Source organism: Edaphovirga cremea, assembly GCF_003332275.1.
GTDB classification, from domain to species: Bacteria; Pseudomonadota; Gammaproteobacteria; order Enterobacterales; family Enterobacteriaceae; genus Edaphovirga; species Edaphovirga cremea.
This window is the reverse complement of sequence record NZ_QOVA01000003.1, coordinates 240,862-256,077: the sequence shown is the minus strand read 5'-3', so window position 1 is coordinate 256,077 and position 15,216 is coordinate 240,862. Positions and strand designations below refer to the sequence as shown.

9 protein-coding genes are annotated in these 15,216 nt (G+C 50.4%); 5 read left to right on the top strand and 4 right to left on the bottom strand.

All coding sequences use genetic code 11. The features are described 5' to 3' along the window. Positions 1 to 42: 42 nt before the first annotated feature. On the bottom strand, positions 43 to 1,962 hold the full coding sequence (sltY, locus tag DRI82_RS06320) for a murein transglycosylase (RefSeq protein WP_114192786.1): 1,920 nt from the start codon (positions 1,960 to 1,962) through the stop codon (positions 43 to 45). Positions 1,963 to 2,930: 968 nt separating this feature from the next. On the opposite strand from sltY, the gene DRI82_RS06315 reads away from it, so the two are divergent. From DRI82_RS06315 to DRI82_RS06295, 5 genes are all read left to right on the top strand, one after another. Beyond that, positions 2,931 to 5,648, top strand: coding sequence for a cation-transporting P-type ATPase (locus DRI82_RS06315; RefSeq protein WP_114192652.1), 2,718 nt, complete (start codon positions 2,931 to 2,933; stop codon positions 5,646 to 5,648). Positions 5,649 to 6,042: 394 nt separating this feature from the next. Further along, a complete protein-coding gene (gene rcsA / locus DRI82_RS06310) occupies positions 6,043 to 6,675 on the top strand; it encodes a transcriptional regulator RcsA (RefSeq protein ID WP_114192651.1) in 633 nt (210 codons plus the stop codon). Positions 6,676 to 6,978: 303 nt separating this feature from the next. Next, complete coding sequence (gene leuE, locus DRI82_RS06305; RefSeq protein ID WP_114192650.1) at positions 6,979 to 7,611, top strand: leucine efflux protein LeuE; 633 nt, start codon at positions 6,979 to 6,981, stop codon at positions 7,609 to 7,611. Positions 7,612 to 7,782: 171 nt separating this feature from the next. After that, complete coding sequence (ettA, locus tag DRI82_RS06300) at positions 7,783 to 9,450, top strand: energy-dependent translational throttle protein EttA (RefSeq protein ID WP_114192649.1); 1,668 nt, start codon at positions 7,783 to 7,785, stop codon at positions 9,448 to 9,450. A gap of 204 nt (positions 9,451 to 9,654) precedes the next feature. Continuing rightward, positions 9,655 to 10,656, top strand: coding sequence for a zinc-binding alcohol dehydrogenase family protein (locus DRI82_RS06295; protein ID WP_114192648.1), 1,002 nt, complete (start codon positions 9,655 to 9,657; stop codon positions 10,654 to 10,656). 232 nt (positions 10,657 to 10,888) lie between these two features. Here the strand turns inward: DRI82_RS06295 and nadR are convergent, their stop codons facing one another. From nadR to serB, 3 genes are all read right to left on the bottom strand, one after another. Next, complete coding sequence (gene nadR, locus DRI82_RS06290; RefSeq protein ID WP_114192647.1) at positions 10,889 to 12,133, bottom strand: multifunctional transcriptional regulator/nicotinamide-nucleotide adenylyltransferase/ribosylnicotinamide kinase NadR; 1,245 nt, start codon at positions 12,131 to 12,133, stop codon at positions 10,889 to 10,891. Between the two features lie 67 nt (positions 12,134 to 12,200). Beyond that, positions 12,201 to 13,586 carry a DNA repair protein RadA gene (gene radA, locus DRI82_RS06285; protein ID WP_114192646.1) on the bottom strand — a complete coding sequence of 462 codons (1,386 nt, stop codon included), beginning with the start codon at positions 13,584 to 13,586 and terminating at the stop codon, positions 12,201 to 12,203. Positions 13,587 to 14,193: 607 nt separating this feature from the next. After that, on the bottom strand, positions 14,194 to 15,162 hold the full coding sequence (serB, locus tag DRI82_RS06275; RefSeq protein WP_114192645.1) for a phosphoserine phosphatase: 969 nt from the start codon (positions 15,160 to 15,162) through the stop codon (positions 14,194 to 14,196). Positions 15,163 to 15,216 lie beyond the last annotated feature (54 nt).

The following is a 15,216-nucleotide window of genomic DNA, read 5'->3' as shown; positions in this document are numbered from 1 at the left end:
ACTATTTAACTAGTACAGCAGCATATCATAGCGTAACAAAAATCAATAACGCCTCTGCCATTCAGCATCAGTCAGGATTTTTGCCGGGCGATGCATGAAGTGACGATAAAACGCGTCATATGACAACACATTTTTAACATATCCCCGTGTTTCAGAGAAAGGAATACTTTCTATGTAAGCCACGGCATCCACCTGCCCGGCTGTATTGCCCAGCCAGGTATTCACACGGGACGGTCCTGCGTTGTAGGCCGCCGTCGAAAGAATCCGGTTACGCCCAAACATCTGATAGACATACTCCAGATAGCTGGTACCGATGACAATATTGGTTTGTGGATCCAGCAGTTGGCTGCTATTCACATAACCGGGGATATTGAACATCTGTACGGTGTGTTCAGCGGTACGTGGCATTACCTGCATCAATCCTGCCGCTCCCACGGGTGATTGCGCCTTGGGGTTCCAGGCACTCTCCTGACGGGCAATCGCCATGGAATAACTCGGCGTAATGCCTTTGCCATCGGTTGCCTTGCGGAACTCATCGGGCCAGGCCATCGGGAAGCGCTCTTCAAGGTGATCCCACATTTTCGCCACTATCGTCGCCTGAACACTAAGATCCGCCCATTTCTGGTTAAAGGCATAGCGCGCCAACTGCCCTTGCTCAACGCTATTGCGACTGGTCACCAGATACGTCCACTCAGTACGCGCCAGGTTATCCATATTCCAGTACATCAACTCACGTACACGGGCTATGCCGGGAAGTTTTGCTGTGCTGCTGTCGGGTGCTGCAGAAACCTCAACCATGACCGGATAACGGACATTGAGTTTCTGCGCAGCGACCATCGGATAGAACCCACGCTGTTTCAGCAACTCGCGCAGAATAGCTTCGCCTTCCGCTTTTTGGCCCTGATCAATCAGGACGGAGGCTCGCCAGTAGCGCCATTCATCTTTCTCACGGGCTTCGGCAGGCAGACGGTTCAGCCAGACGGACAATCCCTGGCGATCGCCACTCCCCAGTGCCATGCGCACACGGCGCTCCAGCAGCGTGGTGGATTGGCTGCGTAAAATAACCGCATCGCGCCACTTCGCCTGTTCATAGGTGGCATCACTTCCCAACAGCCGCCAGGCGACCGTCTCTTCAAGTTCGAGACGTTCACTGTCACTCATTTTCTGTAGCCGCGCCAATATCGGCAGCATCGAACGTGCATTCTCCACGTCCTCGCGGGCAACGCGGACGAACGCAATGCTGACGGCATTACGGGTAAAATCTGTCGGGCCAACAGTACGGGCGAAACTCTCCAATGAAGACGGGTCATTTTGCAACTTGGCAAGCGCTGAACCCATCGTCTGATAATCAGAAGGCAGCTGTTTGGCCAGATAATTCACCAGACTGGCATTACCCTCTTTGAATGCCAACCCCATACGTTGCAACGTCGTCAGGGGGGTCTGGTTGCCTGCCTGCTGCCATACGTTAAATAATTTATCGCAGGTAGCGGGCAGCGTAGAACCAGTCAGCCAAAGCTCTTTCGCACCGTCCCAGGCCACATTCTGCTCACCCGTTGCCCATTTGGCATAATAGTAATTGCAGCGGGCAGCCACTGGCTTGGGAGCCTGTGGGCTGAAGGCGAGAAGGCTATGCCAGTCTCCACGACGTCCCAGTTCATTGACAAAACGGGACGACAGCGACATGGCGGGCGGTAACGTTGGATGCTCGTTAATGAATTCAGTGACTTGCGCGGAGCTGACCTGCCCGAGATCCTGGGTGAGTTGCCGGTACTCCAGATACGGATAAAGGGGATAATCCCGTAATGTCGGCATCAGCTGATTTACGGTGTCCATCTGGTTAGTATCCCAGGCCTGTTTAATTTGCAGATAGCGTTGCCGTTGCGCGTCCAGCGAATCTGCATGCGCCACACCTGAAAGCGTGACAAAGCCTACGCCAACTGCCAGAAAACGCCATTTGTCCACCTTGACCATACTTGCCTCTATCCTCGCGGGTTGTATTGCTTACTTCTCAATCTCATACGGCGCAAACCGGTTATCTCTTCGTCGCCAGTAATGCATAGACAACAGCTACGCTAATCTATTCACTTGGAAAATTGAAGTTTATGCGAACAAAAGACATAAACTTTACATAGTGGCTGTTGATAAGGGTAGAGCGAGGCGATGGAAAATCCAGTGGGTATATTATTAGTGTCACGGGAATGCTGTTTATAAATAAAGGGCAAGAAAAGTCTCATCACCTTTCATGTATTCCCCACTGCTATTAATCACCCTGGGTATTATTTATTTCTCGAGGTACGGCACCTGGAGGGTCACAAGACCTCTGGCCTATTGATAATTAACATGAACTTTCTGCATGCAAATAACAACTCTGAAATTTGCTTCTATACTGATAACAAACAGGCAGTTGGCACATTTTAGAGATCACAAAAAACTCACTGATTCTCATTGCTATTGCAGTCTTATATTTCGTTAAAAGGATAGGTTTCGCGTTTATCTTTCATTGACACCGTGCTGAACTTAAACGAAACCTAAATGGCACACCTGATGGCACAAAACACAACCATCTGATAAATATACATAAATTTAAAAATCAACAACTTAGGAGCCGCAATTACTTAATCTAGGTCAAAGTTCACAATGCTTTTTAAACTATTATCAGCGCGATGAATAAAAGCCCAGCATATTTAACGATTTCAATAAACTGGGTTTAGTTACTTCCGCCATAAAACATCCGTATTTTTACAAAGTAGTCATCCAAACAACAGGCATTTTGTTGGCTGAAAATGAATAACAGCAAGCGTTAATGGAACGGGACTTCCGCACAGGTAATGCGTCGTTAGTAAGAGATGATTACAAATTCATTTTGCTGAGTTTAGAGATCGACAGCCATAAACTCAGAAAGAGTAGATTAGCTCAGGAGAACAATCCTAATGAACACCCATCCCCCGAAAGGCAGTAGTGATTCACCGCAAGTCAGCGAAAAAACCTGGTATCAGCTCAGTACAGAGGAGACGCTGACGCGTCTGCAAACCACTGAGCAAGGTATCAACGCGGAAGAAGCCACACAGCGCTTGCAGCAGTATGGCCCCAACGCCCTGCCGGAAAAGAAGCGCAAAAGTGCTTTTCTCCGTTTCATCGCTCACTTCAACGACGTATTGATTTATATCCTGCTGGCTGCCGCTGCGCTCAAGTTCATCATGGCGCACTGGGTCGATACCATTATCATTCTGGCCGTGGCAGTCATTAATGCGCTGATCGGTTACATCCAGGAAAACAGTGCCGAGAAGTCCTTGAAAAGCATCCAGAACATGCTTTCCAGCCGGGCATTGGTGATCCGTGATGGCACCACGCAGACAATCGACGCCGATCAACTGGTTCCTGGGGATATTGTTCAATTACGGCCTGGGGATAAAATACCGGCGGATCTACGACTGATTTCTGCGCATAATCTTCGGGTGGAAGAAGCGATTCTGACCGGTGAATCCACCGTTGTTGAGAAGCACACCCAACCCATTGCTAACGAAGTCATGATTGGCGATCGCAGCAATCTGCTGTTTTCGGGAACGACTATCAGCGCGGGTACAGCAACCGGAGTGGTCATTGCCACTGGACCGGCGACCGAGCTGGGTCACATCAATCAGATGATGTCCAACATCGATGTACAACGTACACCACTTCTGGTGCAGATAGACCGATTGGGTAAAGCCATTTTCGGCCTGATTCTGATCATGATGGTTTTCCTGTTTATCTTCTCCTTCGTGCTGCGCGATATGCCGCTTGGCGAACTGTTGATCTCCCTGATCAGCCTGGCCGTTGCCTCTGTGCCAGAAGGTTTACCTGCCATCATCTCTATTATTCTGTCGCTCGGCGTACAGACAATGGCGCGCAAACGGGCAATTATCCGTAAATTGCCTACCGTTGAGACGCTGGGTTCCATGACGGTTATCTGTTCCGATAAAACCGGCACCCTGACGATGAACGAAATGACGGTCAAGGCGGTGCTGCTTGCAGAGGGCAACTACCGGGTGGAAGGCGAGAGTTACGAGCCGGTTGGTCAGATTGTTGAAGAAAGCACCGGTAAGAAACCCGATCTGGCCCATTCTCCCGTTCTGGCAAAATTCATTACTGCGGTTGAACTGTGTAACGATAGCCAACTGGTAAAAGACAGCAAAGGACATTGGGGTATCACTGGCGGTCCGACTGAAGGCGCGCTGAAAGTTTTGGCGGCCAAGGCGGATTATAAATTGGATGATGTACGTCAACTGGACAAAATCCCGTTCGACTCCCAATACAAATACATGGCGACCTGCCACCAGGTTAATGGCGAAAACCAGATATTCCTGACCGGTGCACCGGATGTCCTGTTCTCACTGTGCCAATATGAAATGACGTCGCAAGGCGTTGTCGCGTTCCGTCGTGATTTCTGGGAAACCGAAATGGCGCGGTATGCCCGTCAGGGTCTGCGCATGGTAGCGGCAGCGTATAAAACCGCGACCGCCGATCAAACCACTCTGGATCACAGCGACCTTCAGCAGCAGATGGTCTTTATCGGGATCGCTGGCATGATGGATCCACCGCGTCTGGAAGCGATTGAAGCAATCGCCCGCTGTCAGAAAGCAGGTATTCGCGTCAAGATGATCACCGGTGACCATCAGGAAACCGCGATGGCTATCGGTGTCATGCTGGGTATCGGCAATAGCACTGATTCGGTCACGGGTTATGAGCTGGAGCATATGGATGACCGGCAACTCGCTGCGGCAGCGCTGCACTACGATATTTTTGCCCGTACCAGCCCAGAACATAAGCTACGCCTGGTTAAAGCCTTGCAGGATAAAGGTGAAGTCGTTGGTATGACTGGTGACGGTGTGAACGATGCTCCGGCCCTGAAACAGGCTGACGTGGGTATCGCGATGGGTATCAAGGGTACCGAGGTAACGAAAGAAGCCGCTGATATGGTCCTGACGGATGATAACTTCGCCACCATTGCCAACGCCGTTGAAGAAGGCCGCCGGGTTTATGACAACCTGAAGAAAACCATCCTGTTCCTGCTACCTACCAACTTGGCACAGGGGCTGTTGATCGTTATCGCCATTTTGGTGGGCGCAGTCATTCCATTAACGCCAATCCAGATTTTGTGGATGAACATGGCAACGTCCACCACCCTTTCCTTTGGGCTGGCATTTGAGCCTGGTGAAAAAGGGATGATGAGCCGCAAACCACGCGCCCCCGGTAGCAGTGTATTGGATGGGCATGGTATCTGGCGCATCGGGTTTGTCGGGATATTGATTGCCTGCAGTGCTTTCCTGCTGGAAGCCTATATGCAACCACGCGGCTACAGTACCGAGTTCATCCGTACCGTGCTGTTGCAAACGCTGGTGACTGCACAGTGGGTATATATGTTCAACTGCCGCGTCACAGACCGTTTCCCAATTGGCCGCGCAATGTTTGTTAATAAAGGGCTGTGGTTAGTCACCGGTGTGCTGATTCTGCTGCAACTGGCGATCATCTATCTGCCAATCATGAATACCTTGTTCGGCACTGCACCACTCCCTGCCTACTATTGGGGCATAACGTTGTTGATTGGTATCATGATTTTCGTCATCGTTGAAATAGAGAAATTTGTTATCGCACGCTTCGTCAAACGATAAGCGCATCACACTTCCAGGCCATAGCCTCGTGCTATGGCCTGTTTTTTGCCCGCCAACAACCATTTCGTTTCAAATAACAACCATTTCATCCCATTTTGTTCACCAAGTGTTTACAAAAAATTTGGCTTAAATTAATACTGGGTTCTGACGCTTATCTTGGCGCTCACTGTCAGGCCAAAAATCATGACCAATATTATCATTATCTGTATTCTTATTTTAATTACAGCAATAAGTTTTGTGGCGCATTTAAGACAATGAAAAAATAAATGGCTCACTTCACGGAAAGATAAAATTAAAAAACAGGATAAAAGGTGAATTCCATAATCGCTTATTCAGTATGTTTTTTTCCTGCACGATATTTTATCCACTTTATCAAAGACCATAGGGTTTTAATATGTCAGCTATTATCGTCGACGCATGTCATTTTACCTGTCTGGCACTGTATACACACATCGTTAATCAGGGGATCAAGGAAAAGGATATCTCCTTACTGACCGAAACTACGCTGTTGAATGCCAGTATGGTAAAAATGATGCCAAGGATCGTGTTCATCAATGAAGACTGCTTTACGGGTGGTTCGGGGGAAACCGCCGCGTTGAAGCGCATTATTGATGGATTCAGGGAGACACTCTTTGTCATTTTTATCGCTAATGAAAATTTCAACTACCATGAGTTTATTTCAGTCAGAGAAAATATTGTTATTATTTCCAAATCAATAAATAAAGACACTCTTGAATGCCTCATGATGCAAGGGTTACGCACCAGAGTGAAAAAGAGTGACAATGAGAGAATTGATTTGACGCCACTCACGCTGAGTCGCTCCGAAGCCGATGTTTTGAATATGTGGATGGCGGGTCACGACACAATTACCATTTCAGATATTATGCAAATTAAACGAAAAACCGTTTCTTCGCATAAGGGAAATATCAAGAGAAAGGTTAAAACCCATAATAAGCAAGTTATTTACCATGTCAAAAAGCTGGTGGATAAACTGACCAATGGCATACACGTAAACGTCTATTATTGAGCCATTGCGGGCAGTCTGCTTGACTGCCCGTGACCTTCCTATTCTTGATCCCTGGCCAAACTGGCTACCCACACGTGCTTCCTGACCTGTTACCCTCATCTGCCGCAAAGCCGCACCAAGCCTGGTGACAACGCCGATCTCCCCGCAGCATGCAGAAGAAATTCTCATTAATAACGTAAATACAATTCCATTATTGGATAAAGCCCACTTATTTCAGTCAAATAAACTACAATTTAACTGATAGTATGAAGTAAATCACCATTCACAACCTTATATCCAGTTGATCGCATTGGAACAATAGAAATGCTTGAAACATTTGGCGTTAACAATCTCTTTACTTACATTCTGGGCGCAGCCCTGATTATTCTGGTGCCAGGCCCGAACTCCATATTCGTGCTGACAACCAGCGTCAGGCATGGTGTCCGTAGGGGCTATCGCGCGGCGTTGGGGGTTTTCCTGGGTGATGCAACGCTCATTTTCCTGACGTTTCTGGGTGTCGCTTCACTCATTCGCACCATGCCCTTGCTGTTTACCGGCGTGAGATACGCAGGTGCAGCCTATCTGCTGTTTCTGGGCGGAAAACTCCTCTATACCGCGCTATTTACCCGTAAAACGGAAAAAGAACAGGTCATGGAAAACCGCGACCATTCATTCAGCAAAGCGCTGATTTTAAGCATCACCAATCCAAAAGTGATCATTTTTTATATCTCATTCTTTGTGCAATTCATTGATCCGGCCTATCCACACACCGCTGTCCCCTTCTTCATTCTGGGGTCCATACTGGAAGTATTCAGCCTCATTTATCTGTCGGCACTGATCTTTCTCGGCTCCTCAATCCTCATTACGCTGAAAAAGAAAAAGAGCCTGGCAAAAATCGGCAGCAGTCTGGTGGGTGCGATGTTCCTCGGGTTCGGTCTAAAACTCGCTGCCGGTTAGCCTCGCAAAAGCAGAATAAACTCGCTGAAAGAGGGCTGATAGCTGGGATCGGCGACTAAAACGGGCTAAACTTCCCGGTCGAACCGCCTTACTTGGCAACGTGCCCCATACATGCCCCACTCTATTTGCCGGGGCATAATAAAAACCAGATATAGCGAGGCTTAGAGCACTGTGGCTCAATACGTCTATACCATGCACCGCGTCGGCAAAGTCGTTCCGCCGAAGCGTCATATTCTGAAAAATATCTCTCTCAGTTTCTTCCCTGGCGCAAAAATTGGCGTTCTTGGTCTGAACGGTTCCGGTAAATCTACCTTGCTGCGCATTATGGCCGGCATTGACACCGACATCGAAGGCGAGGCACGTCCGCAGCCTGGCATCAAAATTGGTTACCTGCCGCAGGAACCTACACTCAATCTGCAACAAACCGTGCGTGAAGCGATTGAAGAAGCGGTTGGCGAAGTGAAAAATGCGCTGACCCGTCTGGACGAAGTTTACGCGGCGTACGCAGATCCTGAGGCCGATTTCGACAAACTGGCTAAAGAGCAAGGCGAGCTGGAAGCGATCATTCAGTTGCATGATGGTCACAATCTGGATAACCAGCTTGAGCGTGCGGCTGATGCCCTGCGTTTACCGCCGTGGGACGCAAAAATTGAAAACCTGTCTGGGGGTGAGCGTCGCCGCGTCGCGATCTGCCGCCTGTTGCTGGAAAAACCAGACATGCTGCTGCTCGACGAACCGACCAACCACCTCGATGCGGAATCCGTTGCCTGGCTGGAACGCTTCCTGCACGACTATGAAGGTACCGTTGTGGCGATTACCCATGACCGCTACTTCCTGGATAACGTGGCGGGTTGGATTCTGGAACTTGACCGTGGTGAAGGTATTCCATGGGAAGGTAACTATTCCTCATGGCTGGAGCAAAAAGATCAGCGTCTGGCGCAGGAAGCCTCTTCTGAAGCCGCACGCCGCAAATCAATCCAGAAAGAGCTGGAATGGGTTCGGCAGAATCCTAAAGGACGTCAGGCCAAAGGCAAGGCGCGTCTGGCACGTTTCGAGGAACTCAACAATACCGAGTACCAGAAACGTAATGAAACCAGCGAGTTGTTCATTCCACCGGGTCCGCGTCTGGGTGATAAAGTTCTTGAAGTTGAGAACCTTACCAAATCCTACGGCGACCGTGTTCTGATCGACGATCTGACGTTCGCCCTGCCAAAAGGGGCCATTGTCGGGATCATCGGGCCGAACGGTGCGGGTAAATCGACGCTGTTCCGCATGCTGTCAGGCAAAGAGCAACCGGATTCCGGTTCTATCACTCTGGGTGATACCGTGCAATTGGCTTCGGTTGATCAGTTCCGTGACAACATGGACAACAGTAAAACCGTCTGGGAAGAAGTATCTGGCGGTCAGGATATTATGCGCATCGGTAACTTCGAACTGCCGAGCCGCGCCTATGTCGGTCGCTTCAACTTCAAAGGCGTCGATCAGGGCAAGCGCATTGGCGAACTCTCCGGCGGTGAGCGGGGCCGTATTCATCTGGCAAAATTGCTGCAAGTTGGCGGTAACATGTTGCTGCTCGATGAGCCAACCAATGACCTGGATATCGAAACCCTGCGGGCACTTGAAAACGCCCTGTTGGAATTCCCAGGCTGTGCGATGGTGATCTCGCATGACCGCTGGTTCCTCGACCGCATTGCCACCCACATCATCGACTATCAGGATGAGGGTAAAGTCGAGTTCTTCGAAGGTAACTTTACCGAATACGAAGAGTGGAAGAAACGGACACTGGGTGCCGAGGCGTTAGAACCTCATCGCATCAAATACAAGAAAATGACCAAATAACGTTTTTTTACTGCGTATCATTCGCTTTTTAGCTCCAAGGGCCTGTCCATCAGGCCCTTTTTATTTATCAGCCAGCCCACGCATATAGTTGTCAAATACGGGATGATGCAATTGCTGTGGTTCTATCAGTGGTGGGAATTCATCAAGGTATGCGGAGGAGGCCAGGAGGTCTAGACTGTAGCTATAACCCAAAGGAGATCAATTATGTCTGTACGTGCCATTGCTGTAACGCCGGAAAACCCGGATACCTTTGTTGAAATCCAACATGAGAAACCAGAACCGGGTCAGTACGACTTGCTGGTAGAGGTAAAAGCAGTATCAATCAATCCGGTTGATACCAAAGTTCATCAGGGTTTGAAAAAGAATGGTCTGCAACAACCGCGTATCCTGGGTTGGGATGCCAGTGGTGTGGTGCGCAAAGTGGGGTCTGCCGTCAGCAATTTTAAAGAGGGTGACGAAGTCTGGTATGCGGGGGACATTACCCGTCCGGGCAGTAACGCCACGTTCCAGCTTATCGACTCCCGCATCACCGCACGCAAGCCAACCCGCTTGAACTGGGCAGAATCAGCCGCCATGCCCCTGACTGCCCTCACCGCGTGGGAAGCACTGTTTGAGCACCTCAAGATTCAGGAAGCCGATGAAAGCAAGACGCTGCTGATTATTGGCGGTGCGGGTGGCGTTGGCTCACTGGCGGTGCCCTTTGCTGCACTGCGTAGCAAGGTGAAAGTTATTGCGACCGCATCACGTCCGGATTCTGTGCAATGGTGTCTCGATCGCGGTGCCGATCTCACGGTCGACTACCACGATCTGAAAGCTGAGTTGGCGAAAGAAGGGATTGAGCAGGTCGATTATATTCTTTGCCTGAATGACACCGATGGCCACTGGAAAGCGATCAGCGACGTCATTGCCCCTCTCGGCCATATCTGCACCATCGTCGAAAACTCAAGCCCACTGGATCAAAGCCAGTTGAAATTGAAAAGTGCGGCCCTGCATTGGGAATTGATGTTTACCCGCAGTATGTTCACCACGCCAGATATTGCCCAGCAAGGTGAAATATTGCGTCAGGTAGCGGTCCTTGTGGATGAGGGTAAATTAACGACAACGTTAAGTGAGACCTTGAACGGACTAACTGTAGAAAATATTCAGGCTGCCCACGATAAAGTTCTCGAAGGTCACATGCGCGGTAAAGTGGTTATTGCGTTCTGATAAGAACGTATTTATAAAACTGTATTTATAAAACTGTATTTATAAAACAAAGGCGGGAGAGATCCCGCCTGTTTACTGGACGTACTAATAGCCAATCCCAGTAGGCGTTATTGTTGCAGACAGTTTGAACACGGACAGCGCGCAAGACCCGGAGCGTACACGCAGTACGTGAGGAGTCTGAGCACTGCCCAGGTTCAAAATGGCCAATAAAATAGCCCTAATGGGATAGGTTCTAAGGCGTTACCGGCCTGGATTCCCCTAGCATTTCCTGCACCAACTCCACACAACGCAAGAAGCGCTGATCGTAATCAGATGACTCGACGTGCACAAACTTGATGTTGTTTTCATTGAGCATTTGTACCAGCAGATCCTGAAACTCTGAACGATCCACTGAACTGCCGAGACTACGCAGACCATCGGCTACCCAAGGCGTGTTATTTTCCAGCAGGATCACCAGATCGAAGCGATATTCATCAATCAGTGCCTGAACAAAGGGATGCTCCCGCCCTTCGTATTTTTTACAGAAAGCCTGGGTGGTAACAAAGTCGGTGTCGATAAAGGTCACTTTATTGGCATATTTCACGGCAAAATCAACATACTTTGCTTGCCCCAAGGCGATTTTGTCGTAGTCGGAATACTGCAGCGCCATTTCATCCCCACCAAGATGCGAGAAAACGTAATCGCGGCCATATTCCCAGGCACTCGATGTATTGAAGATGTTGGCCAGTTTATTGACCAGGGTGGATTTACCGCTGGATTCTCCACCCAACACCGCCACGGTACGTACAAAGAAGGGCTTCACTTCGGTAGGAATATATTCCCAGTAGCGGAAAGGATCCTGACGGATTTGCCCACCACTGATGTTCATGAAAGATCGTTTGGGATCGATAAGTACCGTCTCAATACCCAGATTCTCACGGTATTTTGGCGCATCCTGTTCTTCGCTGGTATAGATGGTGTTCGGCGTAATGCCTTTCTCGTCCATGAAGGCTTTGATACCGCGCCCCCAGACATCCCAACCGTGCGGATAAGGCTCCATCCCTTCTTCGTTGAAGGCGTGAATCCGGATGTTTTTCTGATATTTGAAGGTCTGTAGTAGCCAACGTAAACGATCGCTGATCGTTGGCTGCTGCGACATTGAGCTACTCTCGAACAATTGGCGATCGCGGGACTCGTCATAGCCCATAATGATATGCAGTTCATCGACCTGACTGCATGCCCGCTGTATCAGATAAATATGGCCGGTGTGCAGAGGGTAAAATTTACCAAACACCACCCCGATCTTTTTGACTCTACGCGGAAACTCCAACTCCAGATACCGGTGCAGTGCTTCCAGTTTCTGTGCGCTTGGACTTTTAATTTTCGCATTAAGCAATTGGCTAAGATAGCCTTTCGTCATCCCACTGGCATCAGCGACCTGCTGCAGGGTATATCCTTGTTGCTTGATGGCTGTTTTCAAGTAATCGAACTGCGACATCGCCAAGCCTCTTGTTTAATTTACTAAACAAATTATCACAGGTTAAAGTTGTAGTGACAAGCTGAACTCATAGATCTTCGAGGACTGCCAATGCATCGGCCAATTTCTTCACCCCAAAAACCTGCATATTGGTCGGCATTTTTTTAGGCACATTGGCATGAGGGACAATGGCGCGTTTAAAGCCGTGCTTGCTGGCTTCCGAAATACGTTCCTGACCGCTTGGCACCGGACGAATTTCGCCTGAAAGCCCGACTTCACCAAAGACCACCAGATCCTGCGGTAGCGGGCGATCGCGCAAACTGGACACCAACGCCAACAGCAGCGCCAAATCGGCGCTGGTCTCGGTGACTTTGACACCCCCAACAACATTCACAAAGACGTCCTGATCGGACATCTGCAAACCGCCGTGACGATGCAATACCGCCAGCAACAGCGCCAGCCTGTTCTGTTCCAGACCAACGGTCACCCGACGCGGATTCGCCATCATTGAGTGATCCACCAGTGCCTGGATCTCGACCAGCAGCGGACGCGTACCTTCCCAGACCACCATCACCGAACTGCCGGACATCACTTCATCACCACGGCTCAGGAAAATAGCGGAAGGATTACTGATTTCACGCAATCCCTGTTCAGTCATGGCGAAAACTCCCAGCTCATTCACCGCACCGAAGCGGTTCTTATGGCTGCGCAGCGTGCGGAAACGGGAGTCTGCATCACCATCCAACAGCACCGAACAGTCGATACAGTGCTCAAGCACCTTCGGTCCTGCCAGTGATCCATCTTTGGTGACGTGACCCACCATGATAATGGCCACGCCGCGTGTTTTGGCAAAGCGCGTCAGGTAGGCTGCTGTTTCACGGACCTGCGCCACGCTGCCGGGCGAGGATTGGACATCCGCCATATGCATGACCTGAATGGAGTCGATGACCATCAGTTTGGGTTGTTCCTGCTCGGCAATCAGGCAGATCTGCTCAATGCTGGTTTCCGACAGCATATTGAGGTTGGGCGTTGGTAGCCCGAGTCGATGAGCACGCATCGCCACCTGTTGCAGCGATTCTTCCCCGGTGACATACAGGGTTTTCATCTGTGCAGAGAGTTTGCACAAGACCTGCAACAACAGCGTACTTTTACCGGCACCGGGGCTGCCACCGATCAGGATCGCACTGCCAGGCACAACGCCGCCGCCCAGTACGCGGTCAAATTCTTTAAATCCGGTGGAGAAACGCGGTAACTCATCCAGACTGATGTCAGAAAGTTTCTGCACCCGACTGACGCCCGCATCACCGGCGTACCCGCTGAAACGCTCAGTACGAGCAGACGAAGAGGATGCGGCGGCCAAACGCACTTCAGTAATGGTATTCCAGGCATTGCAGGCGGTGCACTGCCCCTGCCAGCGTGGATAATCGGCCCCACATTCATTACACACAAACGCGCGCTTTGCTGCTTTTGCCACAACTTACCTCAATACGAGGGGCGGGAATCGCCCAGACAGAATGAATTCTACAGACAGGGAAGGACAAAGCAAAGACAGGTCAATATTGATCGGTGATAACCCGAGATACACGGGTCTACCGCCGGCGAAGCGTCCCTCCGGGAACTTGCATATCTGCTTCACGACAAAACGATTAGTGCCAGTCCGAGATACACGGGTCTACCGCCGGGCGAGGCGTCCCTCCGGGAACTTGCATGTCTGCTTCACGACAACACAATTAGTGATAACCCGAGATACACGGGTCTACCGCCGGGCGAGGCATCCCTCCGGGAACTTGCATATCTGCTTCACGACAAAACGATTAGTGCCAGTCCGAGATACACGGGTCTACCGCCGGGCGAGGCATCCCTCCGGGAACCTCATCCCTGCGCTCCCCCTAAAATGTGAGAACAGATGACTAGTGGGATTATTTAAAAAACCCACAGCCAAAACGCGCAAACCAGGCGCAGCCAGTTCAGGGGCGGCCAGCGCGCAGCATCCGGAATGGACTTGATGTCCATGAGGAATGCGAGCACTGCCCGCACCTGAAATGGCAAGCAGGGTGCCGCGCCTGTAAGTATTATGCCGTCTAATCGCGAAGGCTGCCGCTGAGGATGCACAAGACCCCAACCAAATCAGCATGCCGGATACTCACTTTCGCCTGCTCGTAAACTTTTGGCTTCGCGTGGAAAGCCAGACCCAGCCCGGCAACAGCCATCATTTTCAGATCGTTGGCTCCGTCACCTATCGCTACCGTCTGCTCAATAGGAATATCCAGTTGCTGGGCGAGTTGCAGCAGCGTATCGGCTTTGTATTGGGCATCGACAATCGGGCCAATGACTTCACCCGTCAGTTTGCCATCAACAATTCCCAGTTCATTGGCTGCCACGGCAACCAGATTTAATTTGTCACGCAAGTATTCGGCATAATAGGTGAATCCGCCGGAGGCAATGGCAACGTGCCAATCGAGTTCTTGTAATTTACTCACCAGCGTCGTCAAGCCTGGCATGAGCGGTAAACCATCGCGTACCTGCTGTAAAATCGCGGCATCGGCCCCTTTCAGTGTCCCGACGCGTTGGCGCAGGCTGGCAGCGAAATCGAGTTCACCGCGCATCGCCCTTTCCGTGACTTCCGCCACTTGCTCGCCTACACCCGCCAGCTTGGCAATTTCATCAATGCATTCGATCTGGATGGCAGTAGAGTCCATATCCATCACCAGCAGACCCGGTGTGCGCATATGCGGAACTTTACCGAGCGGGGCAACGTCCAGACTGTATTCATTCGCCAGCGCAATGATATGATCGTTGAGCGAGCCCGCCAAACGAACAACCTGATAGTCCTCAACGCACCAGGCGCTGACGATCACCAACGCAGTGCCCAACCGGAGTTGAAAACGGGTAATACATTCTTTATCGAGCGTTCTGCCATACAATAGCCAACCGGTATGACCAGCCCAATAATCCAGTGGCATAACTTCATCGCCACTCAGCGAAAGGGGAAGACCCGGCCATTGATAGATCTCCGCGGGAAGATCGCAATAGGTCAGACTCTTAGACATTATTAGCTCCTGTTGTGGTGCAGATTCGCCATCATAAAACGCCGCATCAAGCTA